Origin of the sequence: Leeuwenhoekiella sp. MAR_2009_132, from assembly GCF_000687915.1 — a bacterium.
Lineage (GTDB): Bacteria > Bacteroidota > Bacteroidia > Flavobacteriales > Flavobacteriaceae > Leeuwenhoekiella.
In genome coordinates, this window is record NZ_JHZY01000002.1 from 316,531 (window position 1) to 341,052 (window position 24,522).

23 protein-coding genes are annotated in these 24,522 nt (G+C 36.1%); 4 read left to right on the forward strand and 19 right to left on the reverse strand.

Annotated features, from left to right (window positions below; translation table 11 throughout):
* Window positions 1-8: 8 nt before the first annotated feature.
* Window positions 9-1,226 (reverse strand): exonuclease SbcCD subunit D C-terminal domain-containing protein, encoded by a 1,218-nt coding sequence (locus tag P164_RS01365; protein WP_028374694.1) that lies wholly within the window; start codon window positions 1,224-1,226, stop codon window positions 9-11.
* Window positions 1,227-1,459: 233 nt separating this feature from the next.
* A complete protein-coding gene (locus P164_RS01370; protein ID WP_028374695.1) occupies window positions 1,460-2,050 on the reverse strand; it encodes an NAD(P)H-dependent oxidoreductase in 591 nt (196 codons plus the stop codon).
* Window positions 2,051-2,140: 90 nt separating this feature from the next.
* Here P164_RS01370 and P164_RS01375 point away from each other — a divergent pair, with 90 nt between their 5' ends.
* The 3 genes from P164_RS01375 (at window position 2,141) to P164_RS18640 (ending at window position 3,587) form a co-directional block, all read left to right on the forward strand.
* Window positions 2,141-3,052, forward strand: coding sequence for a LysR family transcriptional regulator (locus tag P164_RS01375; RefSeq protein WP_028374696.1), 912 nt, complete (start codon window positions 2,141-2,143; stop codon window positions 3,050-3,052).
* A gap of 70 nt (window positions 3,053-3,122) precedes the next feature.
* Entirely contained in the window at window positions 3,123-3,338 is a 216-nt protein-coding gene (locus P164_RS01380; protein WP_028374697.1) for a tetratricopeptide repeat protein, read from the forward strand.
* Between the two features lie 87 nt (window positions 3,339-3,425).
* Complete coding sequence (locus tag P164_RS18640) at window positions 3,426-3,587, forward strand: hypothetical protein (RefSeq protein ID WP_159105998.1); 162 nt, start codon at window positions 3,426-3,428, stop codon at window positions 3,585-3,587.
* A gap of 246 nt (window positions 3,588-3,833) precedes the next feature.
* Here the strand turns inward: P164_RS18640 and P164_RS01385 are convergent, their stop codons facing one another.
* From P164_RS01385 to clpB, 17 genes are all read right to left on the reverse strand, one after another.
* Window positions 3,834-8,552 (reverse strand): glycosyl hydrolase, encoded by a 4,719-nt coding sequence (locus tag P164_RS01385; RefSeq protein WP_028374698.1) that lies wholly within the window; start codon window positions 8,550-8,552, stop codon window positions 3,834-3,836.
* 532 nt (window positions 8,553-9,084) lie between these two features.
* Entirely contained in the window at window positions 9,085-9,456 is a 372-nt protein-coding gene (locus P164_RS01390) for an iron chaperone (protein WP_028374699.1), read from the reverse strand.
* Window positions 9,457-9,469: 13 nt separating this feature from the next.
* Complete coding sequence (locus tag P164_RS01395) at window positions 9,470-9,877, reverse strand: SRPBCC family protein (RefSeq protein WP_035899282.1); 408 nt, start codon at window positions 9,875-9,877, stop codon at window positions 9,470-9,472.
* 174 nt (window positions 9,878-10,051) lie between these two features.
* Window positions 10,052-10,681: a hypothetical protein gene (locus P164_RS01400; protein ID WP_028374701.1), complete on the reverse strand. Its 630-nt coding sequence runs from the start codon at window positions 10,679-10,681 to the stop codon at window positions 10,052-10,054.
* Window positions 10,682-10,829: 148 nt separating this feature from the next.
* A complete protein-coding gene (locus tag P164_RS01405) occupies window positions 10,830-11,207 on the reverse strand; it encodes a DUF4844 domain-containing protein (protein ID WP_234405806.1) in 378 nt (125 codons plus the stop codon).
* A 337-nt stretch (window positions 11,208-11,544) separates the two neighbouring features.
* A complete protein-coding gene (locus P164_RS01410; protein WP_028374703.1) occupies window positions 11,545-11,946 on the reverse strand; it encodes a hypothetical protein in 402 nt (133 codons plus the stop codon).
* A gap of 11 nt (window positions 11,947-11,957) precedes the next feature.
* Entirely contained in the window at window positions 11,958-12,374 is a 417-nt protein-coding gene (locus P164_RS01415) for a hypothetical protein (protein WP_028374704.1), read from the reverse strand.
* A gap of 236 nt (window positions 12,375-12,610) precedes the next feature.
* Window positions 12,611-13,375: a type I methionyl aminopeptidase gene (gene map, locus P164_RS01420; protein ID WP_028374705.1), complete on the reverse strand. Its 765-nt coding sequence runs from the start codon at window positions 13,373-13,375 to the stop codon at window positions 12,611-12,613.
* Between the two features lie 138 nt (window positions 13,376-13,513).
* Window positions 13,514-14,425 carry a helix-turn-helix domain-containing protein gene (locus P164_RS01425; protein WP_028374706.1) on the reverse strand — a complete coding sequence of 304 codons (912 nt, stop codon included), beginning with the start codon at window positions 14,423-14,425 and terminating at the stop codon, window positions 13,514-13,516.
* Window positions 14,426-14,435: 10 nt separating this feature from the next.
* Window positions 14,436-15,470 (reverse strand): aldo/keto reductase, encoded by a 1,035-nt coding sequence (locus P164_RS01430; RefSeq protein ID WP_028374707.1) that lies wholly within the window; start codon window positions 15,468-15,470, stop codon window positions 14,436-14,438.
* Between the two features lie 210 nt (window positions 15,471-15,680).
* Window positions 15,681-15,866, reverse strand: coding sequence for a hypothetical protein (locus tag P164_RS01435; protein WP_028374708.1), 186 nt, complete (start codon window positions 15,864-15,866; stop codon window positions 15,681-15,683).
* 77 nt (window positions 15,867-15,943) lie between these two features.
* Window positions 15,944-17,074, reverse strand: a complete 1,131-nt coding sequence (locus P164_RS01440) for an epoxide hydrolase family protein (RefSeq protein WP_199907763.1) — start codon at window positions 17,072-17,074, stop codon at window positions 15,944-15,946.
* Between the two features lie 170 nt (window positions 17,075-17,244).
* Entirely contained in the window at window positions 17,245-17,751 is a 507-nt protein-coding gene (locus tag P164_RS01445) for a hypothetical protein (RefSeq protein WP_028374710.1), read from the reverse strand.
* 285 nt (window positions 17,752-18,036) lie between these two features.
* A complete protein-coding gene (locus tag P164_RS01450) occupies window positions 18,037-19,416 on the reverse strand; it encodes a hypothetical protein (RefSeq protein WP_028374711.1) in 1,380 nt (459 codons plus the stop codon).
* Between the two features lie 134 nt (window positions 19,417-19,550).
* Window positions 19,551-20,033 (reverse strand): hypothetical protein, encoded by a 483-nt coding sequence (locus P164_RS01455; protein WP_028374712.1) that lies wholly within the window; start codon window positions 20,031-20,033, stop codon window positions 19,551-19,553.
* 345 nt (window positions 20,034-20,378) lie between these two features.
* Window positions 20,379-20,876: a DUF4279 domain-containing protein gene (locus tag P164_RS01465; RefSeq protein ID WP_028374714.1), complete on the reverse strand. Its 498-nt coding sequence runs from the start codon at window positions 20,874-20,876 to the stop codon at window positions 20,379-20,381.
* A gap of 218 nt (window positions 20,877-21,094) precedes the next feature.
* A complete protein-coding gene (clpB, locus tag P164_RS01470; protein ID WP_028374715.1) occupies window positions 21,095-23,698 on the reverse strand; it encodes an ATP-dependent chaperone ClpB in 2,604 nt (867 codons plus the stop codon).
* A 290-nt stretch (window positions 23,699-23,988) separates the two neighbouring features.
* Between clpB and ytxJ the strand changes: the two genes are divergently transcribed.
* Entirely contained in the window at window positions 23,989-24,381 is a 393-nt protein-coding gene (ytxJ, locus tag P164_RS01475; protein WP_028374716.1) for a bacillithiol system redox-active protein YtxJ, read from the forward strand.
* The last annotated feature ends 141 nt before the right edge of the window (window positions 24,382-24,522 follow it).

A 24,522-nucleotide genomic window follows, 5' to 3' on the forward strand; every position in this document is an offset into this window, starting at 1 on the left:
AAGTGCCCTTATGCGTGATCTAACGTATGTATTTGCTCAACAATCTCCTGAAAGGCCTGCGTTACCTGTGCTTTAGTTTCGGCATCATAACTGTGTTGCTCCAGCATTTTTTCAAAAACCTCCTGAGGTTTTAAATCTTCGAGATGTTGATGCGTGGCAAAAAGTTGCCCCGTTTCTTTTAGTCGGTTTTTAAAGGTAGCACGGTGTTTTACAATCTCGAGTTGAGGTTCTTCAAACGAAGTCACCAGGTCATCCAGTTGGTTGATGAGGTTGGCATCAAAATTTTCTTCCAGAAGTTCGACTTCGATGAGATTAATTAAGTCGCCCTCAGCGGTTAAGTTGCTGAGTTTGGCTTTGATTTCGTCTAAAGATCCGCTTACTTTATTCAATTTCCGAAACGCAGGAATGCCAATACTTGTGGGTCCAAAACCGGTTGCAGTATCTAAAACCAGCACGCGTTTTTCATCTTTGCGCTCGCTAAACGAAAGCGGAAGTGGAGACCCGCTGTAAAAAGTAGGAATCGCTGCCGTTACACGCTGTGGTTTGTGAATGTGACCCAAGGCTACGTAACTGAAATAATCCCCAAACTGACTCGCCTGAAAGGCCGCCTGATTGCCAATTTGTATATCGCGCTCGCTGTCTGAACTCTCAATACCTGCTGCATACAAATGTCCCATTGCTACCGCGGGTAGACCGGGAAAATTTTGTTTACAAAGTACTTCTGCCTGTGTAAATGTAGCTTCAATACCTTTACGAATAGCCTCAATACGGTTGTCATACACAACACCTTCTTCAGCAGAACGAATGTCACTGTCTCGTAAAAATGGAATTGCCGCCACCACGAGTTCGAGTTCACCTTGCTTATTATTAACCGGAATCAAACAATCTGATAGTTCCTGAGGCATCCCGCCGATAATATGCACATTAAGCGCTTCCAGAATTTCACGAGGTGCATCGAGCATACTGGGCGAATCGTGATTGCCGCCGGTGATGATGATCTTGCAGTTAAGCTGACTTAGTTTTTTAAGCGCCAGATAATACTGCCGGCGCGCCTCTGCAGACGGATTTGCCAAATCAAACACATCGCCTGAAATCAACAACAGTTCTATTTTTTCATCACGCATAATACCTGTGAGCCAGTTTATAAACAGCTCAAAATCTGCGTGTAAATAGTGCTTGTGTAGTTTTTTACCGATATGCCAATCGGCAGTATGCAAAATTTTCATGATTCTGACTTTTGTAACGTAGGAGGAAAGTCGAAGTTACGAAAATTAGAAAGTTGCAACGGCTATAAACAAACTAAAGAAGGGAAATCTTAATCCTCAAATTTAGTATTTGAAGGGTAGAGCTTTATGAAACCAAAAAAATTACTTTAGAAATAGGAGGCCGAAGTAAATAAAATCTAACAAGATAAGAAGGTACATTAAATCTCATCTTATTAGATTTTTAAAGAGGAGCATTAATTGAAATGCTGTAGTAAAAACGCATTATAATTTTCTAATTCTTTAGGAACGTCTGCATTTTTCTCCATATCGTGAAAGTGATGTGTGTCTAACAATTGCATACCGGTAAATGCATTCATTTTATGAAAACCAAATAAGGCACCATCATCTACACTACGTTGATTAAAAAACTCATTCTCTAGTGTAAACGCAGCTTTAGGAGCATTCCAGCTAGTGGTTAAAATATAGCGTTTTCCGTGTAGTAAGCCTCCAGTTCCATAATTAATATCCGGGTTTTTGCGGCTCCTTCCATCACTGTTGTAGATACCATTTTGATGCCCCTCTGTAAAAACAATGTCAATGTATTCTTTAAAGCCAAAGGGAATCTGGAACCACCAGATTGGAGTATGATAGATTATAATATCTGCCCATTTGTATTTCTCAACTTCTTCTTTAGGATCATAATTAGATCCTACCTGAGTAGTTTTTAGGGCAAAATCTTCGCGATCCTGAAAGAATGATTTTGTATTGTCAAAGAGCGTTTGATTAAACTTTCCGCCAGAATGAGCGAAAGGATGACTCCCGTTAATAATAAATATGTTTTTCATTACTTGTATTTTATTTATGCCAAAATTAGGAAGCGTTCTTGTATTTATAAAATAATACAAATCATACCTTTGTATTATAATATTAATAGTATGGTAAATTTAGAATGGTATAGAACATTTAAAGCGATTTATGATCACGGCACCCTTACAAAGGCTTCTGTGGCCCTATATTCATCGCAACCTGGAGTAAGTGTTCATTTAAATGCACTAGAATCTTATGTAGGAAGAAAGTTGTTTGAGCGTACTTCTCGTAAAATGATTCCTACGGAAGAAGGGAAGTTTCTATACGAGTTTATACAAGAATCTCTTAGTAAACTTGAAACGGCAGAGCAGCATTTTAAAAAAACAACACAAGAGAAAAATCCTTCATTAAACATAGGGATGTGTTCAGAAACCTTTCAGCTTATAATTGAGCCAGAACTAGCTACACTCGATTTTGATCTGGTAGCGAGATTTGGTGCCCATAAAGACCTTATTAAAGATCTAAATAATGGTATTCTTGACCTCGTTATAACTCCTAATGAGCAAACTGATAAAAAATCACCAGTAACCTACACAGCGTTTTCAAAAGAAAAAATCATTCTTGTCGCAGGAAGTAAAACTGATATTAGACCCATTGAAAATCTTTTAAGAAGTCAGGATTTAAAAGGGCTTGAAGAGGTTCTTCAAAATTATAGTTGGTACAGCTCTTCTAATGAAATGGAACATTTTAGAAGATTTTGGTATGATAATTTTAAACAGAATGCCTCCTTTAAGCCAAACTATATATTGCCAAGTATCACTTCAATCATACGAAGCATCAGCAATAAAGACGGTCTCGCCATTGTGCCTGACTTTCTATGTGAAGAAGCTATAACCAATGAGGAAATTAAAGTGGTATGGGAAGGAACCAAAAAAACAGAAAACACCTTATACTTTGCTTCAAGAACCGATTTAAAATTTAAAAAAGAATTAGCGGTTATTCAAGACATTTTTAAATCTAAAATGAAAAAGATTTCCTAAAAATCTCGAAGATCATTTTGGCTACGCCGAACCTCCACTGCCGGAATTTCTGTTGAATATGAGCGGCTATATGAGTATGGACATGGACCAACCCGAAAAAACTAAATTTTACTTTGAGCAGGGTATTAAGTACTATCCCAACAGTGCCAATACCTACGATTCTCTTGCTGATTATTACGAGCGCACCGGTGATAAAGCCAGTGCGCTACAAGCAGTCACTAAAGCTTACGAACTCAATCCTGACCCGTATTACAAAGAACGGATGGAGTCATTAAAAGGGAATTAAATACTTTGGAAACAGGTTTTACATACAGAAAGGTTTTTTGTATTTTGCATAGAATGAACAAATTATAAACGATCAACTATAAAGTTTATGAATAAATCACAAATTAAAGGAATTGCAATACTGTGTCTTGCACTAATAGCCAGTTTTTTAATAGACAACAATTTTATTCAAACCCTTACAGGCGCGCTTTGTGCCATTGGTTTAGGGTTTATTTTCAAATGGATTCCGTTTAAAAAACGTATTAATTAATAATTTAAGATCTGAACAGTTTGTAAGTGTAAATAGGTATATACGTATTGCTAAATATTCAGTTTAAAAAAATAGAGTATCGTTTGATTCTGAACTCGTTTAAAGCGTTTTACCTAATAAATTTTGAGTTTTAATTTTTAAAATACTTTGTACTCAAGTTTAGGTATAGATCGATTTCGTTTAATTCAATCATAAAAAAAAGCGAACGTAACCCGTTGGCTTTTTTCTAAAATTAAAAAATAAGGCTTACCTCACAATCACTTTAACTGCCTGTGTTTCGGTATCACTTTCTATGTGTACTACATACACGCCTGTTTTGTAAAAACCCAGATTTGTAGTAGCAGTATTTGAGAAATTACCAGAAGTTAGAAATTGACCATTTATTGTAAATACGCTATAGGCTGTGTTTTTTGTGCCTGTATAATCGCAATATAAGGTGTGTTCCCGGGTGTAAAACAAATGATCTGCCGGATTGTTTTTCTTGGGACCTATTGCACTTAAAAAGCCGGTGTCTATAAGGTTTTTGATAGCATCTTCGGTTAACCCATAGTTGAAGATGGTAAACTCATCTACTAAAGCTTCAGTCACAGGGTCGCTGTACTGAGATTTACCCAGATAATTAGCTGTAGTTATTCCTAAATTTGAGGGATTCAGAGTAAAGCTGCTGCTGCCTACTTCGTTTCCGTTTACATAGAGTTTTACAGCATCAGCCGCTTGTACTACTGCAACGTGTACCCATTCATTTACAGGTAAAACATATTCTGTTGTCACGCGGTTACGAGTGCCGCCGTGTTCCATTTCATATTGAAACTTCCCACTTCCGTTTGCAGCTTCCAGCGCCATCCAGTTTGTGGTGCCACTTCCAAAGTCAAAAATACGGTTCCAGTTTGCGAGGTTGTCAAGCTTAATCCATGTCGTAATACTAAAATCAGATAATGTACTCATAAGTCCGTCTTTAAGTTGCACAAACGAGTTGCCACTACCCAAATGAATTCCCATTCCCCGATGACCGGCTTCCCGCACGTATGCACCACTGGCAACACCGTCTAGCAAACTCCAATGATCCAATATAGCATCGCCTTCAGCTTCTTCAAAACCATAATAAGCGTGCCGCCCGTCTTTAGGAGCACCCATTAAAGATGCTGAAGGATTGCTTTCACCGGCATCATTTGCGGCAAGTATTTGATAGTAGCGTTTGGTGTTATTTTTAGTTTCCGTATCAATATAAGGTGCGCTAGTAACCGTAGCAATAGTCTCAAAATTTCCGTTTTCTGAAGCAGCTCGCTTTATAAGATATTGCTCATCAAGCCGTACATCCCAATTTAAAAAGACCTGATCATCTGAAGAGCCTACGCGCATACCTGTAACCGCTTCGGGTACGGTAAGTGCGGGCGTTGTAATGGTTACAAGATCTGTATATGCACTGGTGCCTCCTGTATTTGTCGCAGCAAGACGGTAATAGTAAACAGTCTGCGGAGTTAAGTCGGTATCCTGAAATGTGAGTTCTGTATAATTTGTAGCTATATCGGTAAACGTTCCGGTAGGTGTGCCGGCTCTTTGTAAGGTATAGGAGTTGGCATCTGTAGAAGCGTCCCAACTCAAATTAATACGTAACGCCGAGAGTGCTTCTCCCTGTAATCCCTGCGGAACTTCCGGTACTTCTTCCTGCTCAAAAAGAACTATGTTAGACCAGGGTGAGGCGGTACCGTCTTTACCAATTACCCGAATGCGATACGCTGCTGTGCTGTGAATATCGTCGTTTTTAGTGAGTACTGTATAATCGTCGCTTTCATAAAATGCTGAAAATTTGGTTTCTCCTTCAAGTTTGCGTTCAACCACATATTTTGTGATCAAATCAAAATTTGTGTTAGTCCAGTTGAGATCAATAGAAGTATAATCTTCAGCAACTTTATAACTCAATTCTGGTGCCAGTGGTTTCCAGCTTCTTAAAAACTCAAAATCTGCATCATAAGCTTTATTTGAAGTATTTGTAGCATAGTATGCTCCTGCAGGCGTAAGAACCACATTAGAAAACCCTGTATCACCTTCAACAGTGCGCACGATGGTAGCTGTTTTCAACCATTCATAAGATTCCCAGTTAGGGTTGCGGGTTTTAAAGTTATCATCTATAGTTACAAACATCGCTCGCGCATCCTGCACCCAGTTGTAAATCGAATAGCGTTCTACATAATCTGCGTTGTCCAAAACATTTAAAACCGCGATAAGATCGTTTTTATGTTTGGTTGCATTCGCATCTGTTAGGAGTGTAGGACCATCGGGAAAGGAGTGACCCGTCCAGTTGGCTCCTATATTCCATTCGGTTATCCAGATAGGTCTTTTATACTTGTCATAGATGTATTTGAGATCATTTGCCCATTGTGTGGCAGATTTATACCAGTAACAATGTAGGGCCATATAATCTACGCGGTAATTACGCGCTTCTGCTTTAGTCATAAAGTCAGCCATCCACGGGTTAAAGGGATCTGAAGTTGCAGGTGAACCCAGTCGTAATCCAGACTGCATCAATTGTGGCCAGGCGCCTATAGCAGCATCTACAGACATATTTGCCTGGTCAGGACGGTCTGGTTCATTATAGCCTAAAAGATGTGTGTACCCTGCCTTAGTGTTTGCGGCATCAAGAGACGGCCAATATTGAGTTTGGCGTATGGGAACGTATTCAATGTCTGGCGTACTCTCACGACCGGTGTTCCAGTTGTAATACCAAGTAATATCCAGAGAAACATGCTCTGCATTAGTTCCTGATGCAAGCCCTTTTTTAGTAACCTCGTGCCACGGCATTGTACGTATAAAAGAAACCGTCTGGTTGAGATAAGGTTCTAAAACAGCAATCTCAAGATCTTCATCTTCCGCAATAAAAACCTTACTGTAACCCGTACCGTCTGCATTTGATGCCAGGGTTGCCATATAGCCTTTTTTCAGCTTAATAGACCGGATCGCATTGTCAAAATCTCCCAAATCTTTATAGGGAATCACCGTCTGCATTTGTTGCGAATTACCGCTAAAGTTTTCTTCGGAATATACCGTTAGGGGCCTATAATCTGCGGAATGCGCTAAAATGACACTACCAGTCCCCGAACTGCTTACTACGATATTGCTGCCATTAATTGCAGGACTTCCTGAAACGTTAATGTATTGCAATTGAGAAGCGATTACGGCTGAAGGGCGCATCCCGTCAAAAAATAATTGCGCATCAGCACTTGTGAGGTTAATTGTGGTATTGATTAAGGGGTGTATAGGATTGCTTAAATGCAAAACCGCATCGGTATCTAATGTTAGCAAGGTTTTAGAATAGGTCAGTGTAGAAATCGTCTGTGCTGATAAAGTCTGTGACTGAGTTGCTGCTGCAGGAAGTGGAGTAGGGGCAAACAACCCTTCGTCAAATTTCACTGAAGTAACCTCGACATCAATAGCACCATCTTCATAATCTTTACCAATTACCAGTTGTGCCTGTTCTTTTTTGAGTACTGAAAGATTGGCCAATCCAATTGTGCCGCTGGCTGCAGTAAATTTTAAATAATAGGTAGCATCAGCTTCTGGTGTAACTAAAAGTGAGGCTTGTTGTAAAGTATTTGAAGTCGTAATTGTTTGAGAAACCAGTGTTGTACTACCCTCTGGGGTGGTTGCCAGTGCAAGCTGCAAATCAGCAGTACCACCGTCAACCTGATCAATTAAGCCTGAAAATTGGTAAGAAACACCTGCTTTTAAAGTTACAGGAAGTGAAAAAACACGATTTGTACCTGAATTGAAATCGAGATTAAGCAGGCGCCCGTTAAATGTGCTGTTGTCTTCCGCGAGTGTATGACCGGTGGTCACATCTTGATAAGCTACACCCGCTGCTGTATTCGCTGGCGCCCAATTTACCGTATTGTCTGAACTTGCCCAGCCGTATTGATTAGGTGCGCCGTTATTGTCTGCATAAAGGCCATCCCAGTTATTGATAAGATTAGATGATTTTAATTGAAGATTTCCAATACCAAAAAGACCCCAATCTCCGGTAATGCTGAGGTAATACGTTCCGGTATATTGTGATAAAAATGAAAAATTTCCTGTGCGCAAGCGAAATGCATTGCCTGAAGTAAAGGTTTTAGAAACCAAATTGTTTGTGCCCTCACGGTCTGTAGAAACCGCAACGGTTATTTTTGAACCCGGGCCGGCATTAGCAATCAACTCATATAACCACGAGAAGGTATAATGCGTACCTGTATGTAATTGTATCGGATAACTGTAAACCGAGCTGTTGTAACTATTGCCATCCCAGCGTATATACATAAGTCTACCGTTAAATGTAGAGCCGTCTGACTCGATGAGGTGTCCCGAAGATAAATCCATATAACGAACGCCAGAACCCCCATTTGCGGTATTGAAAATAGTACTGATCTTATTATTTTCCCAACCATAATCTGTAGGTTTCCCGGCATTATTGTTGGGTAAGCCTGCCCAGGCTCCAAGAAGGTTATCAGAACCGTAGGTAAGATCATCATCATTTGAAGTTGCATCAGCTATTTGTTCTAAAGGTAGTGACGTGAGAAAATAACCATCAAGATATACATATACCTCGCTGCCGGTTACGATATACCTGTAGGTTTGTTCCTGAGCATTATTTACAGAAGTACTTAAGTTTTTAGGAGTTGTAAGCAACGTGGTTGCATTGAAGGTTGTTTGGTCTAAACTCGTACGAAAACCTGTACCCAATTTATTTTTGTAAAAAACATCTAAACCGCGATTTGAAGCTGCATTTACTTTCGCTTTCAACTCAAGACTAAACGTTTCTGCACTGCGAAGTGGTATATGTAGGGTATCTACGGCTGTAGGGTTTGTAAACTGTAAGCCTGTGTGAAGGGTCTGGTCTAAAGTGGTTTTTTCAGGGAGTTGCGGCACTTGTGCAAAGAGCGAGCAGTAAAATAACTGAAAAAGTATGCATACAATAAGATAGTTCTGCTTCATAAGAAATGGTTTGAATTACGAAATCGATATAGTTAAAGGAACGTGCCTATATAAATAAATTAATGTATTTAATACATTTATAATAGACATTACAATATTCCTAAAACTGAAGCCAATAGTTAGGGGGTATAGTGGTAAAAATAGGGGTGTAAATCGTTCAGTTCGGGTTAAATGACTGAATATGAATAGTTGGCGGCTGTATTCTAGTTTAGTAGAAATTGATTCAATTGAAGTATAACAGAACACCAGGCTTTGTAGTGAAAGAACTTTGTATAATCAACTTTTAGATCAAAGTCAGATTTTGCCATTTCGTTTTAGGAGCTGTATCACAAGAAACAGAAGTCAAAAGTAGAATTAATACCGTTAATGTTCTTTTTAGTTCTTAAATGTGATATAACGTGTTTGGCTATGAGTAGTTGCGTGGGTTAGCCCTTAATTTAGCAAGTACACACCAAACTGAAAATCCGTGAGGATTTTGAGAAGTATGCCACGACAAGCAATTAGCTATATCCATAAAGGACGTGTCGTTTTTTTATTCAGTCAATAGTTTTTTTCTGTATTCTATCATTCGGATGATCAATTCAATCGGTAATGGTCTGTCTAATGGAAATTGAACCGAGCCTTTCCCGCGCTTGTATTCAGTTAATTCAGGTTCAAACTTTTCTATAGTTGTAGGGCTTGGATAAAGTCCAATGTGTTTTTTATATCCTGCAATCATTATTTGTTGATCCCTTTTTCCGTTTTCGACTAAAGCATAAGCTGGTATGTTATAGTTCAGAAGTTCAGTTGCATTAGGCTCAACTTTCAAAATACATTCTCTAAGTTCCAAAAGTGCCTTTTTGGTTGGTTCGGGTTGAGCATTGATGTAGTGGGCTACAGAATTGTATTGGGTTGTCTCGCTCATTTCTGATGTTTTACTATGTTTCTACGTACTTCTTGAAATTCTCAAGAATCGCTTGCCAACCTGCACGTTGTTGTTCATCTGTATTTGTTCCCTCTGCATCAAAAGTTTCGCTCACATTTACATGATCTCCATCTTGCGAAAATTCAATATCTACTTTCCGTCCGTCTGACATTTTATACGAAATTAATTCTTTGTCAATTATTGTGTCATAGGTGCCCGTAAAGTCAAATCCCATACTTCCGTCTTTTGCTTCCATTCGCCAGGAGAAATTTCCATTTGGTTTAAGGTCATTTTTAGCGTTTGGGCAGCACCACTCGTCAGTCGCAAAATTCCAATTTGTGATATGTTCAGGTTTAACCCAATAGTCCCAAACTTTTTCAATGTTAGATTTGATTGAAGTTTGAACTGTTATTCTTTGCATTTCTATTAATTATTTTAAGTTCTACTTAAATAAACTCCAATGTTTATGTGTATGAGCTGTGGCGTGTCTCGGTACGAACCATTAAAAGTACAAAACTGCGCTGGAAAATCCGCAGGATTTTCCAAGTGATGACTGACCAAGCCATAGCTTTTATACTGTGTTGTAACACGTTTTTTATTTATTCATAAGTTGAGTGGCTTCCCAGACATATTCTTTTCCAAATTCGCCGAAATAACTAATGTAGTTTCCGTCTTTTGATATCACTACAAAACTGTCACAAGGATAATGATATTCAAAAAACAACCTTTCAACTGTTCCTTCTGGGTCTTTATGCCAAGTCAAAACTCCATCGTATTTTTCCAAACCATCATTATCTTTATAAATATAAATCGGTTTAGTTTGAGCAACTTGATTGATTCCGTCTTCTAATTGTCCGAACCAAATTTTGCTTGATTCTTTTGTAGCTGAACCACTTGAATTACAACCGTCTTTTCCTGGATAGTAAATTATAACTATTGGTTTAGTGGAATCTAATTCTTGATTTGTTTCTTTCTCAAGTAGTGATTCTAATAAAGCTCTGTTTGTTATTTTTCCACGTTTTTCTCTTAAAGTTAATTTTTTATGATTAGCGGAATCTCCGGGAATATCTAATAATTTATTTGTAGAACGAATTCGGTCGAACTTTGATTTACTTATTTCTACATTGTTCTCGTCGAAGTATTTAATTCTGTCATTTCCAACCTTCGAGGAAGAACAAGAATAAATTAAAATTCCAAAAGTTAATGTTAGCAGGATTTTTCTCATATGTTTTACAACGGTTTTGTGTATGGTTAGTTGCGTGTTTAAGCAACTAATTTAGTAAACAAAAACGAACGCGAGAAAATTCCGTAGGAATTTTCCAAATAAGCAACGACCAAAGCAATTAATTATACACGTTGTTGGCAACAGTTTTTTAATTCTTTTTATTCACAGTATTTGGGTCAAATCCATAATAAAAGTCATTCAACTTTCCATTCGAACTTTGAAGTCCAACTATGTCCATTATTTCCTGAAAATAAAGTAAAATCCTTTCTCTATCTTCAGAATCATATCTTAATTCCATTTCCGGGAATTTTAAAAGTCCGATTCTAATTGCTTCTTGGTATTTCTCGTCAGTTGGTTTTTCAGATTCCGCAATTTGTTTAAAATCAGTTGCGACTTCGTTGATTTTTTCGGTCAATATTGGTCTCAATTTTTCATCCGATATATTTGGTGAATGATTTTCCGCATAGAATTTTTTCTTTGCAATAAATTCTACAAACTTTTCATTCGCATTTTCAGGTGTTTTCATTTCGGTTGCATTTTGTCCGCAAGCAGATAAAGTTAAAAACAGAACTAATATTTTGATGTATTTCGTCATTTCTCAAATTGTTGCCAACTAGTTATATCAATCCTAAATATACTGTTATTACGCAATATTTCTTAAAATAATAGTATTTTAAACTGTGCGCAAATTGCCGTTGCGATCTCAAATTATTTATAGAATTCTGTATTCAGCGAAAAATAAACACATATAAAAAGCGAACTTTTTTAGGTTCGCTTTCGTGTAATATTAGTTTTTAATCTCTTTTTCAAGGAAATAAATTAGTGTATTCGTATTAGTTTGTTCGCGTAAACCGAGGGTTTATCTAGTCTAAAACTATCATGTCTGATTTAGTATCTCCCAGGTTAAAGGATATAGCTTTAACTTTTATTTTATTAGTGCCATTTAACGAATAATGTGCAGAAAATCTAAATGTTTGAGAGTAGTTATTTAATTCACCAAAATTTATTGCTGTTGTTAAATTACTAAATACCGCTATTCCATCATTATCAGATGCAGCTTGAAAATCGGCAAATTGAGGATCATCTCCAATTACACTCCAGGTTGTTTCGTTATAAGCATAGATAACAATTCCTGAAACAGCTTCCCCATTAGAATCTGTTAAGGTTATTGCTGCAGTAGTGATTTTGTTCTCTGAAGCATTATCATCAGATGAACAGCTTGATAGTAAACTGATTGTGACTAATACAAGTAATAGTTTTTTCATTTTTACACTATTTACTTTACAATTATTGAAGTAGTACGACTTTGTCCAGACTTAACCAAGAAGGTGGGATGCGTTATGCTTTCTAAACTAAAGCCATTAGAGGTTTTTAGAAATGCCTCAAAAAAATAGGGGCCATTACCATTTTTTGCAATATAATCTTCTAAATCAAAACTTACATTACCCTCAGAATTGCTTGTTTTTTGAAATAGAATTTCCGGTAATGGTTGGTTTTCTTTTACTTCCCGATTAAACATCATAACGATATATCCACTTTGTGAAGCACTCGAGCTGTTAATTACATTGAGATTTACGGTGGCTGTTGTGCTACCAGAGGTAGATTCGTTAGTTGTAATTTCTGTTTCAGAGTCTTCTGTAGTACATGAGATTAATGTTCCTGTGAATAGGAAAAGCATAAGCATTTTTTTCATTGTCTAAATTTTAGCTTCAGTTTATAGTTACGGATTTTTCAAAAATTTTTAATCCGTGCGCAAAATACCGTTACGATCTCACACTATTTTACAGAATTCTGTATTCGGCGAAAAATAAACACAAAAAAAAAGCGACCCTTTTTTAAAGATCGCTTTTGGCGTGAAATTAATTTTATGTCTTGTGCCGGGCTTTATAGCTTATTGATTGATAGTAATACGTTTTTTAAGCCAATAACTTAATTCCAGATTTCATTAGATTCGGTTAAAATTATAGGCAGATTATCTGTAACAAGAATGGTATGCTCGTGTTGCGTTACATAGCCACCTTTATTTCCTACAAGAGTCCAACCGTCATTTAGCTCGACAGCAACAGTAGATTTTGTCGAAATAAACGTTTCTATGGCTACTGTGGTATTTTTTTTAAAGCGCTCACGGTTACTTTTAACCCTGTAATTTAAAATGTTCTCAGGGGCTTCGTGTAAACTTCTACCCACACCGTGACCGGCGAGATTTTTAATTACTTTAAATCCAGATTTCTTGGCTTCTGTTTCTATTAAATAACCAATTTCCGAAATTTTAACTCCGCCTTTAATGCTGCTTATTGCTTTACTTAAAATAGTTTTAGAAGCATCTACAAGCGGTTGGTGCTTATGAATGTCTTTTCCGAGTATAAATGAACCTCCATTGTCAGACCAGAAGCCATCAAGTTCTGCAGAGACATCAATATTAATTAAATCTCCTTCTTTCAGTATTTTTTTCTCAGATGGGATTCCGTGTGCTGCTTCTTTATTTACGCTAATACAGGTATAACCCGGAAATCCATAGGTTTCAAAGGGTGCAGATTTTGCACCATAACTTTGTAAAATACCACCTCCGTAGTCATCTAATTCTTTTGTAGACATACCTACTTTAGCGTATGCTCTCATTAGTTTTAGTGTAGAACCCACAACTTCACTAATTTTTTGCATTCCCCGTAATTCTGATTCTGTTGTTATTGACATAGGGTTTGTTTATTTAGGATCAATACTAGCGCTAATAAATGAAATATTTTAATTTTTTAGGAAGCTGTTGCGAATTATTTGAGTTTTAAGTAAAGTAAAACTTGAAAAGTGAGGATTGTAAAATATTGAGAATGAGCGTTAATTAAACGAATTACGGTATTCTAAAGGCGATAAATCTGTTTTATTTTTGAAAAGTCTATTAAACGATTGTGAGTGTTCAAAACCAAGCTGAAAAGCAATTTCGCTAATAGATTTAGATGTGGTCGCCAACTCTTCTTTTGCAGTTGAGATTAATTTAGAGTGAATATGCTGTTGTGTATTCTGTCCGGTGATGGTTCTCAACATATCACTCAAATAATTTGAAGAAACGTTTAACTCAAGTGCGATACTTTTAACTGTAGGTAGTTTTCTTTGTGTTTTCGTATCAAAATAGCTAGCTAGTTTAGTTTCAAAATTGGCAAGCAAATCATTACTCGCCATTTTTCGAGTTATAAACTGTCTACTGTAAAAACGATTGCAGTAATTAAGTAGTAGCTCAATATTTGAAATTATAACATCCTGACTATACAAATCAATTGTGGAGCTATACTCATCTCTAATATTCTGTACTAAATTTTCAATTATGCCTTCTTCTTTTTCAGATAGGTGTAAAGCCTCATTAACACTGTAAGAAAAGAAGCCATAACTTTTAATAGACTTTGATAAAGACGTGTTTGCTAATAAATCTGGATGAAACAGTAAAGACCAGCCGTTAGTATTTTGATCGCCTTTTTCATCAATTGTTAATACCTGGTTAGGCGCAAGAAATGATAGTGTTCCCTCATCAAAATCATAGTTACTTTTACCATATTTTAGTTGCCCTTGAAAACTTCGTTTAATCGTAATATTGTAGAAGTTCAATACCATTTTCTGGTTATCTACATCGTTTTGTTCTCGTTCTTGAGAATGATCAATTAGTGTAATTAAGGTATTGGTGGGTTTAGGTAGACCTAAAACCCGATGCAGTTCGGTAATTGAATTTATGGTTTTAGGACTATTCTTTTGTTCCATAGCTATTAAATTACGACAAAAAATCACGACCGTTACTTCTGTCTGCGGTCATCACTTCAACCACATTTTTAGGATATTCAATGGGTAACGCACTTACTTCATCTAACATATTTAATTCATCTGTAGTAAATTCTACGGTTATCGCTTTTAGATTGTCTTGAAGTTGTGACATTTTTGTCGCACCTATAATACTACTTGTAACTACCGGTTGCTGTAGTAACCAGCCTAAAGCTAATTGAGCAACTGTAAAACCTTTTTGTTTTGCCATAGGAATAAGTACATCTATAACGTCAAATGCTCTTTCTTTATGAAAAGGTTCAAATGGGAAGTCGTTTAATCTACCTTTTTCATTGATGCCATCTCTCTTGTATTTTCCTGTGAGAAGGCCGCCACTCAAAGGACTCCACACTAACAATCCAACTTTTTGATCCTGCAATAAAGGTATCATTTCGCGTTCTAAATCTCTGTTATCTAGCGAATAATTGGCTTGTAAAGAAGCAAATTTCTCTAAATTATTATGAGTAGAATGCCCTAAGGCTTTCATTAAATGCCAGGCCATAAAATTACTAGCACCTATATAACGCACCTTACCGCTACGTACTAAATCATCTAAGGCTCTTAAGGTTTCTTCAATGGGCGTTAATGGGTCTGATGTATGCAACTGATATAAATCTATATAATCTGTATTTAGTCTTTTGAGACTTTCATCTACCTGCTGAATAATATGTTTTCTAGATAAGCCTCTGTCGTTTTCTCCTATTCCCATACTACCTCTAACTTTGGTTGCAATAACAAAATCGTCCCGTTTGATAGAAAGATTTTTTATTGCTTTTCCAATCATTAGTTCTGAAAGTCCTTCAGAATAAATATTAGCAGTATCTATAAAATTTACTCCCGCATTAATTACAGTTTTTATCTGCTCATCTACTTCTTGCTGTCCTAAATCTCCCATATAGTTAAAAAAACCCTTTCCGCCATAATTCATTGTTCCTAGACAAAGCGTTGAGACTTTTAATCCTGTATTTCCTAAAATTTTGTAATTCATTAGTTCTAATTTTTGTTCTAGGCAAAGTTGACTAACGATCACAATTCTAATGTAACCAGATTGGGGTTTGTTGTAACCAAAATGAAGAGTAGCGTTTAAGCTTTATGATGCGGAGGTGAGTTACTCACATTCCTGTTAAAATATCTTATAGTAGGAATGTGATTTCTATACAATACAGGTAATGTTTTAATAACCGTGCTTTGAGTAGCATTATCTATTTTCTTTTTTCTTTAGATCTCGCATCGTAACTAACATAGCCATAATTAAGAAGAAATTTGAAAGTATACCGGCAAAAGATCTAAAATCACTATTTTCAAAATCAAGCTCATAAATATTGTAGATTATAAAAATGATATTTACTGCGATTATTAGGTATATAAAATAAAGTTTTTTCATTTTTAGTTTTGAATTTGGGATGTTTTTTACCTCATTTTCTAGTTAACAACCTATTTCTCTTATTTCAATATTTTTTTCTAGATAGCTAGTTCTTGAAAAAAATCCTTTATGTCTTTTGCCAACAAGTTTGGCTGTTCCATTCCAGCAAAATGGCCACCAACCGGCATTTCGGTCCAATGCGTGATATTGAAACCTTTTTCGATATAGGAGCGTGGTGGTGTAGGCAATTCTTTGGGGAATTTTGCGAATCCAACAGGAACATTTATAAAATCGTTTTCGCCAAATTTTAAGGGATGCTTACTGTTTTCATTATACATTCTAATTGATGAATGAATAGTTTGAGTAATCCAATATAGGGTTACGTTTGCGAGTAATTCATCTTTCGTAAACACAGAATAGATTTCTCCATTATTATCGCTCCACGAATTAAATTTTTCAATAATCCAGGCGCATAAACCTATGGGAGAATCATTTAATGCAAAAGCTAATGTTATAGGTTTTGTACTTTGTATGTAAGAATATGCAGCTTCTTTAGAAGCCCAATCTGATGCGTATTTTTGGAAGGCTACCACTTCATCTGTCAATTGCTCACCGTCTTTTAAAAATGGCGTATAAGAGCCAGAAATGTAATTCAGGTGCAAACCAATTAGGTTTAGAGGATATTTTAAAGCGAGCCAGGAGCTAACTCCAGAACCAATATCTCCACCTTGTGCCCCATAGCGGTCATATCCTAATTCTAGCATTAACTTGTGCCATAAATGAGCAACGAATTCTGAATTACAACCTTCAACCTGACTTTTCCCGGAATATCCAAATCCAATAATGGAAGGAATCACTAAATCAAAAGAAATTTCAGCATCATTTGTCAGCAAAGGTATAAGCTTAAGCATTTCGATAAAGGAACCGGGCCAACCGTGAGTTATGATTAAGGGTATGTTTTTTTTTCCTTTTCCTTTAACGTGTATAAAGTGGATATCATAACCATCTATGGTTGCAATTAAATTTGTGAAAGAATTTATTTCAGCCTCTACTTTTCTCCAGTCGAATTTGTACAACCAATAATTGGATAATTCTTTCATAAAAGAAAGGTTAGTTCCGTACATCCAGTTTGAGTCAGATATTTCGTCTGGCCAACGTGTATTCTTAATTCTATTCTTTAAATCGTCAAGAATTTCTTCGGAAATATTTGCTGAAAATGGTTTTATCATTATAATTTTTTTGGCCAATTGAAATGAAAGTTAGCTGCGGTGTCGGCTACGCGTATTGGCGTGATTTAATAACCTAAATTAGCAAATAAATCATAGATAAAAAGTCCACAAGGACTTTCGTAAATTGGCGAAACCCGCAATTAATTTAAAACGGTTTTTACAAAACCTTATTAATTTAGGTTCTGTCTTTGACAACCAGTACTCCTTTGTTCTTGAGTTAGCGTCCAAACATTTATTGCTTTTCTATCAAGTTTGTTCTCAGAATCAGGTTCTACTAATTCAATTTCAATAATACTTTCAGAGGCAATTTTGTAATCAGAATGTTCTATTAAATAACCATTTACAAAAATTCCATTATTTTTTTCAATTCCGAAAAATTTGTTCAATTCAGATTGTGTTTTAAAAGCAGTTTTTTTCTTTAAGCTCACAAAATAAATCCCATTTGCAGTCAGGTTGAAAAACTTATGCTCTTTCCGATTTGGTTTGTCTTTCAAAAAGCTTATTTCTGCAATCAATTCTTTTGCTAGTTCTATAACACGTTCGTTCGCAATAATGTCTTTTTCAATAATTACTGTAGGACAATTTCTTCCACTCACTGGTAATTTTACATAGCTATCTTGAGCATAGCTATTCGATAAAAAGAAACTGAAAATTATAGTTGTAATTATTCTTTTCATATGTGTCTTGTTAATGTTTACTAACGGTTCTGTATAAAAAAAAAGTAGGCGTGCGAAGCAAGAAACTTACAGTTAAGTATGAAGTTTAAAACAAGCATTTGCCATTGATAAATGTGGTTTGCCCTATGATGAAAACTACGTCTCTCTTCTTACTAAAGCCTAGGTCAAAAAAACAATAAATTAAACAGCTAGAATCTGTAGCTACAGATTTTAGCAAAGTATATGAAGGTTTACAATTTATTGCAACAAGGAGTTGTTTTCACCTTAGTACTTTATTGTGCGTAGTTATTTTTTCAATTCTATATTTTTCTTTTTAGTGGGATTTTTTTTAATAGGAACTTTTTTAGAAGGTGTTTTTTTTGCTGGAACTTTCTTTTTCGTTATTATTTTTTCTTTTTTTTCTTCTATTATTTTAGGGTTCTTTTCAAACAGTTCTTCAATTAACTCTTGAATCGGTTTTTTAGGAATTTCTAGAACTTTATAATCTTCCTCAAAAATTTCTTTAAACAAGTCTATGAATTCTTTTTCTCTTCTTAATTTATAAAATAATGGCCAAGTTTTATAACTTTCTTTATCTATATCTCCGTCTTTTCCTATTTTTTTCATTAAAACGTATACATCCTCAACTTTTTCAGATAGTATTAAATGAGCCATTTTAAAATCATCACTACTAGCACTCCAATCTTTACTATTAATTATTTCTAAAGCGTTTTCATTATTATTTTGTAAAAATTGAGAGAGAGACTTATTTACGATATATAAATTTTTTGTTGCATCGTTGAAGTGTTTTGTTTGTTTACAGGCAAAATCTAAAAGAATATCTGCTAACTTATATTGACCATCAGTTAATAATTGATAACAGATTTCATTCAGTTCCTCATCTGCTAATTTAATATCTTCATTAATTAATTTTCTCCAAATTGTGTGAGTTAATTTTGTTGTAATTTCATAAAGGCACTCATAAGCTAATTGGAAATAATCTAACTTAACCGTTAGACGTTCATTTAGTTCTATATCTTTTTGGAAACATTTATTTTCCTTACAAACTTTTATATATTGACTTGAAACAATTCCATCACAGTGTACAAATAAATTTCGCCTTTCAGTTATTTCTATGAATGTTTTCCATATCGGCAAATCCTTTTTTAAAGGCATTCCTATTTTGTTTTCTAAATATGTGAAATGTTCACTGTGACTTTTTCGTAATACACTTTCAACCTCTTTCTCAATGATAAATTCTCTAGCTTCTTCTATAGATTTAAAACTGTTTAAATCAGCAAAAGTCAATTCTCTTTCCGACTTGTTGATGTATTCTGGTCTTATATTGAATAAAATTTTCAATAATTGATTTAAATAAGAGTCGTATTGAGAAATTAGAGAAACAAATAGACTTTCAGGTATTATTTTTGAGCCTAGAGAAGATGTTTGAGCATTTTTAGATAACTGTTCAAAAGTTCTCGATTGCTCATATGGTACTGAAACAGATTTTCTTCCATCTTCATCCTCTATTTCTTCAAGATTTTCCTTTATAAAATTTTCAAATTTAAGATTAGCCTTCTTTTGATATGGACGCAATAACAATAATGTCATTGGTAAAGTATCTTTAATTGAATCTAAATGTTGTAAAAAATTATGTAAATTATTATTTAATTCTTTTCCGTTCATAGTTTGGGTTTAATTACGCACAACGGTCTCGTATAACCGTCAGTTACGGGTTAATATGCGTCAATATTCGGTTTGGCACAAACGTTAGCAATTCCGAGTGGATTCGGACGCAGTCGAATGCGCCTTAATTGCGGTTATGCATTGTTGTAAACAGTTATTTTTTTAGCGATGTATTTTTCAATCAGTTCTTTGTCCGTTTTATTTTTTAAAATCAATAATTCATTGTTTTTATGAGTCCGATAATTCATAAAGAATTTCGTTTTTCCACTCCGATTTAATTCCGAATATTCAAACCGGTTTGGGTCAAATTTATTAGTAATTAATTCCGTTTTTTGAGTTCGGTCAAGTATTTTTTTGAGTCGAGTTATTTTCCCAGTTTGTTCATCAATTTTTAATTCCGTGTAGTAAATCCACGAAGCAAATCGGTAAAATGTATATCCGATTAAAGTTAGAATTGCGACAAAAAATCCGACTCCAATTCCGAGAAACCAAATCAGGAAAATGAATGAAGTAGAAGTCCAAATCATCAGTTCTTTCCAGTTAAATGGAATTCTGTCACTCAACGTATGAATATTTCCATTTTTAGATATCCTAAAATAATCTTCGTTTTCGTTCATTTAAAATGAGTCGTAAATTAGTCTTATACCAATTGCTAAAAGGATAAATGCACCTAAAATGAATTCAATCGTAAACGACATTCGCATATAATCTTCATTTTTTCTTTGAGCAACGAATTTCTTTCTTTCGTAATTGTACCATATAATTCCAAGTGCTATTAACAAAGCTCCAAGTAAAAATGTTAGTACGTTTTCCATAATTGTTTACAACGGTCTCGTATAAATTTCAGTTACGGTTTATTATGCGTTAATTTTCGTTTTAGCACTGACCTTAGCAATTCCGAGTGGATTCGGATGTAGTCGAATCCGCCGTAATTGCGGTTATACATTGTTGTGGGTAGTAGTTTATTCATCGTGATAAATATCGAATACTATTTCCAGATTTCTTTCCGCAATTAACTTCATAGTTTCAGGTTTTAGAGTAAATCCTCTATTCCAATTATCCATATATCCAGCAACATCAATCCAGCTTTCATATTTGTTAGTCAAAATTTTCCATTTGTTCAAATCATTGGTGAAATTGCTCAATAATTCTTCCAGTTTGATGTTCAAATCAGTTTTATCTCGTTTAGATGTAAAATACCATTTTCCCCAATCTGTTATTCTGGATTTTTTGGCATTTCCGATTGGATGTTTTTCATAAGCATTCCACGCTTTGGTTGGTTCCGCTCCTAAAAGTTTTGTAATTTCTTTTCTGTCAAGAGATTTAGAATAGAAATTTAGTCCGACGCTAAATTCCTCAAAACCACCACCAATTTCCGCAATATGTTCCATTTCATCAGAGCTAGTATTTTCTCTAATAATTTCATTGTCGTTTTCATCAAACCACCTTGTTGAATTCATTTGCGATGTTTTTTTCTATTACCCACAACTACTTATATCAATCCTAAATATACTGTTATTACACAATATTTCTTAAAATAATATTTTTATTCCGTGTTCAAGATACCGTTACGATCTTAGAATGTTTTACAGAATTCTGTATTCGGGGAAAAATAAACACATAAAAAAAGCGACCCTTTTTAAGGATCGCTTTTGAGGTTTTAGACAACCAGTGCTCTTCAGTTGTTTTCCACAAGATCATTTTGATTGCGAAAAACAAGTTCGTCATCAAAGGCATCCAGTAAAATAATACTGTCTGTGGTAATTTTACCACTCAAGATCTCTTTAGATAGTTTGTTAAGCACCTCTTTTTGTATCGTACGTTTAACCGGTCGCGCACCAAACTCGGGCTGAAAACCTTTAGTTGCCAGGTGTGCGATTGCTTCAGTGGTAGCATCTAAAGTAATACCCTGTTTGTTGAGCATTTTAGTGACTCCTTTAAGCTGTAAACTCACAACTTTCTCGATATCTTTTCGCGTAAGCGGGGCAAACATCACAATGTCGTCTATACGGTTTATAAACTCGGGGCGTATGGTTTGTTTGAGTAAGCCCAGCACTTCAACTTTTGCACCTTCCATCGCGGTCTCGGCATCTTTTATGGCTTCAAATTTTTCCTGTATAATATGACTTCCCATATTTGAGGTCATAATGATAATGGTATTTTTAAAGTCTGCAAGACGGCCTTTGTTATCGGTTAAGCGCCCTTCATCAAGCACCTGTAATAAAATATTAAAGGTATCTGGGTGTGCTTTTTCAATCTCGTCTAGTAAAATCACACTGTAGGGTTTGCGACGTACGGCTTCGGTTAACTGTCCGCCTTCATCATAACCCACATATCCCGGAGGTGCACCCACAAGCCGACTCACACTGTGACGCTCCTGGTATTCACTCATATCTATACGCGTAAGGTTATTCTCATCATCAAACAGATACTCAGCCAGTGCTTTTGCAAGTTCGGTTTTACCTACACCGGTAGTCCCCAGAAATAAGAACGAACCTATAGGGCGTTTTTGATCTTGCAGGCCTGCGCGGCTTCTGCGTACCGCATCACTTACCGCAATAATCGCTTCCTGTTGACCCACCACACGTTTGTGCAGTTCGCCTTCAAGATGCAGCAATTTCTCACGCTCACTTTGCAGCATTTTAGTCACGGGTATACCGGTCCATTTTGCAACCACCTCGGCGATATCTTCGCTGGTAACCTCTTCTTTAATCAGTGTATTTTCTCCCTGGTTTGCCAGTGCTACCTGTAATTTTTCAAGCTCTTCCTGAGCTTCTTTGATCTTTCCGTAGCGCAGTTCTGCTACCAGACCATAATTACCTTCCCGTTCTGCTCGTTCCGCTTCAAGCTTAAAGTTTTCAATATCCTGTTTTGCATTCTGAATATTGTCAACCACTTCTTTTTCGCTTTTCCACTTGGCATTAACCTCGTTGCGCTCTTCTTTAATATTCGCTAAATCTGCGTGCAGCGCTTTTAATTTGCTCTCGTCTTTCTCGCGTTTAATCGCCTCAATTTCAATCTCGAGTTGCATTATTTTACGATCTAAAACATCAAGCTCTTCGGGTTTAGAGTTGATTTCCATACGCATTTTTGAAGCCGCTTCATCCATAAGGTCAATCGCCTTATCGGGTAAAAAACGGTTTGTGATATAGCGTTGCGAAAGCTCTACCGCCGCGATGATGGCGTTGTCTTTAATACGCACTTTGTGGTGCGTCTCATACTTCTCTTTAATTCCGCGTAAGATGGAAATTGCAGATTCGGTATCGGGTTCAAATACATTCACCTTCTGAAAACGTCGCTCTAAAGCTTTATCTTTTTCAAAATACTTCTGATACTCATCTAAAGTTGTTGCACCTATAGCACGCAGTTCGCCACGTGCAAGAGCAGGCTTTAAAATATTTGCAGCATCCATCGCTCCCTGACCGCCACCGGCGCCCACGAGGGTGTGAATCTCATCTATAAAGAGGACAATATCGCCAGCACTTTCGGTTACTTCTTTAATAACAGCTTTAAGGCGTTCTTCAAACTCACCTTTGTATTTTGCACCGGCAATTAAAGCCCCCATATCTAGCGCCCAGATTTGCTTTTCCTGAAGATTTTCGGGAACGTCACCGTCTATAATACGATGGGCAAGACCTTCTGCAATTGCGGTTTTACCGGTACCGGGTTCACCTACCAGAATCGGGTTATTCTTCGTTCTACGCGATAGAATTTGTAAAATTCTACGTATTTCTTCATCACGACCTATCACGGGATCGAGCTTGCCATCACGTGCAAGTTGGTTTAAGTTCTTGGCGTATTTGCTCAAAGAGTTATAGGTTTCTTCTGCGCTTTGTGAAGTAACACGCTCTCCTTTGCGCAACTCTTCAATAGCGGCTTTAAGATGTTTTTCGGTAACGCCCTGGTCTTTTAAAATCTGACCTATTTTACTGCTCGATTTAAAAATGGCGAGTATAAGATGTTCTAGAGAGACATACTCATCGGTCATTTTTTTAGCGATGTTTCCAGCTTCAGTTACTGTTTTAGCAGCCTCACGTGAAAGCATAAGCTCGCCGCCACTTACTTTAGGAAAACTGTTAAGCGTACTTTCTAAAATCTGTTTAAGCAGATTAATATTTACATCCAATTTTTGAAGTAAAAAGGGAGTAACATTCTCATCAACTTCAAGAATCGCTTTAAAAATATGCTCGTTCTCAATTTGCTGATGCCCATAGCCTTGAGCAAGCGCCTGGGCTTGCTGTACAGCCTCCTGAGATTTTGTTGTAAAATTATTAAAGTTCATTTCTTCTATTTTTTAGGCCCATTAAATGGGATTTGATGTTTGTTTCAATGCACCTTATAGATTTTAAGATTTGATCAGATTCTTAAAATTTCAGTGCTTTTGTAGATGCTATGGCAATTTATATACCAGTCGCAAAACCAGTCATAATGGCGGTTAGGCTTTGTTTTTACGCTGTCTTTTTGTCGGTATAGGTGTTTGGTTTTTCTTAATAGAAAATACCGGTATCTTTCCTTAAATTTACGCCACGCTTTTGACAACAGGCGTTAATTAAAATTAAAAGATAAACGACGATGGGTTTTTTTGATAAGTTTAAAAGTGCGAGCGATATCGCAAAAGAAGAAATAAAGGAAGTGAAGTGGATACAACTGGAGCGTCTGGAGCAACTTGACGAAATTGTAGAGATTTCTAATGCGGTGCCGGTTTTAATTTTTAAACACAGTACTACTTGTGGTATTAGCCGTATGGCATTACGCGGTTTTGAGAAGAACTACGATTACGATAAAAAAGAGATCGAACCTTATTTTTTAGATCTTAAGCAATACCGCGATATCAGCGCAGCAATTGCTACAAAATTCAACGTGCGTCATGAGAGTCCGCAAGTGTTATTGATTAAAAATGGAGCAGCCGTTTATAATACCTCACACAGCGATATAGATGCTTCAGTATTGAAGCAAAAGATTTAATAGGACCTTAATTACAAGCAAAAACCCGGAGCAGCGCTCCGGGTTTTTTTATACCTATGAATTTTTTAAATTCGGTTGTAGTGCTATGAGAAGGCTAATTCAAATTAACAAAAAACAGATTATTTCGTTCAATAGGTAAAT

Coding starts and splice junctions, on each gene's coding strand:
- P164_RS01400 (WP_028374701.1), bottom strand. CDS start 10,681: ATGAGAAAAATCCTGCTAACATTAACTTTTGGAATTTTAATTTATTCT.
- P164_RS01380 (WP_028374697.1), top strand. CDS start 3,123: ATGAGTATGGACATGGACCAACCCGAAAAAACTAAATTTTACTTTGAG.
- P164_RS01435 (WP_028374708.1), bottom strand. CDS start 15,866: ATGAAAAAACTTTATTTTATATACCTAATAATCGCAGTAAATATCATT.
- P164_RS01465 (WP_028374714.1), bottom strand. CDS start 20,876: ATGAATTCAACAAGGTGGTTTGATGAAAACGACAATGAAATTATTAGA.
- P164_RS01385 (WP_028374698.1), bottom strand. CDS start 8,552: ATGAAGCAGAACTATCTTATTGTATGCATACTTTTTCAGTTATTTTAC.
- P164_RS01395 (WP_035899282.1), bottom strand. CDS start 9,877: ATGCAAAGAATAACAGTTCAAACTTCAATCAAATCTAACATTGAAAAA.
- P164_RS01445 (WP_028374710.1), bottom strand. CDS start 17,751: ATGAAAAGAATAATTACAACTATAATTTTCAGTTTCTTTTTATCGAAT.
- P164_RS01440 (WP_199907763.1), bottom strand. CDS start 17,074: ATGATAAAACCATTTTCAGCAAATATTTCCGAAGAAATTCTTGACGAT.
- P164_RS18640 (WP_159105998.1), top strand. CDS start 3,426: ATGAATAAATCACAAATTAAAGGAATTGCAATACTGTGTCTTGCACTA.
- P164_RS01450 (WP_028374711.1), bottom strand. CDS start 19,416: ATGAACGGAAAAGAATTAAATAATAATTTACATAATTTTTTACAACAT.
- P164_RS01370 (WP_028374695.1), bottom strand. CDS start 2,050: ATGAAAAACATATTTATTATTAACGGGAGTCATCCTTTCGCTCATTCT.
- P164_RS01415 (WP_028374704.1), bottom strand. CDS start 12,374: ATGAAAAAAATGCTTATGCTTTTCCTATTCACAGGAACATTAATCTCA.
- P164_RS01425 (WP_028374706.1), bottom strand. CDS start 14,425: ATGGAACAAAAGAATAGTCCTAAAACCATAAATTCAATTACCGAACTG.
- clpB (WP_028374715.1), bottom strand. CDS start 23,698: ATGAACTTTAATAATTTTACAACAAAATCTCAGGAGGCTGTACAGCAA.
- P164_RS01390 (WP_028374699.1), bottom strand. CDS start 9,456: ATGAGCGAGACAACCCAATACAATTCTGTAGCCCACTACATCAATGCT.
- P164_RS01430 (WP_028374707.1), bottom strand. CDS start 15,470: ATGAATTACAAAATTTTAGGAAATACAGGATTAAAAGTCTCAACGCTT.
- ytxJ (WP_028374716.1), top strand. CDS start 23,989: ATGGGTTTTTTTGATAAGTTTAAAAGTGCGAGCGATATCGCAAAAGAA.
- P164_RS01405 (WP_234405806.1), bottom strand. CDS start 11,207: ATGAAAACACCTGAAAATGCGAATGAAAAGTTTGTAGAATTTATTGCA.
- P164_RS01455 (WP_028374712.1), bottom strand. CDS start 20,033: ATGAACGAAAACGAAGATTATTTTAGGATATCTAAAAATGGAAATATT.
- P164_RS01375 (WP_028374696.1), top strand. CDS start 2,141: ATGGTAAATTTAGAATGGTATAGAACATTTAAAGCGATTTATGATCAC.
- P164_RS01410 (WP_028374703.1), bottom strand. CDS start 11,946: ATGAAAAAACTATTACTTGTATTAGTCACAATCAGTTTACTATCAAGC.
- P164_RS01365 (WP_028374694.1), bottom strand. CDS start 1,226: ATGAAAATTTTGCATACTGCCGATTGGCATATCGGTAAAAAACTACAC.
- map (WP_028374705.1), bottom strand. CDS start 13,375: ATGTCAATAACAACAGAATCAGAATTACGGGGAATGCAAAAAATTAGT.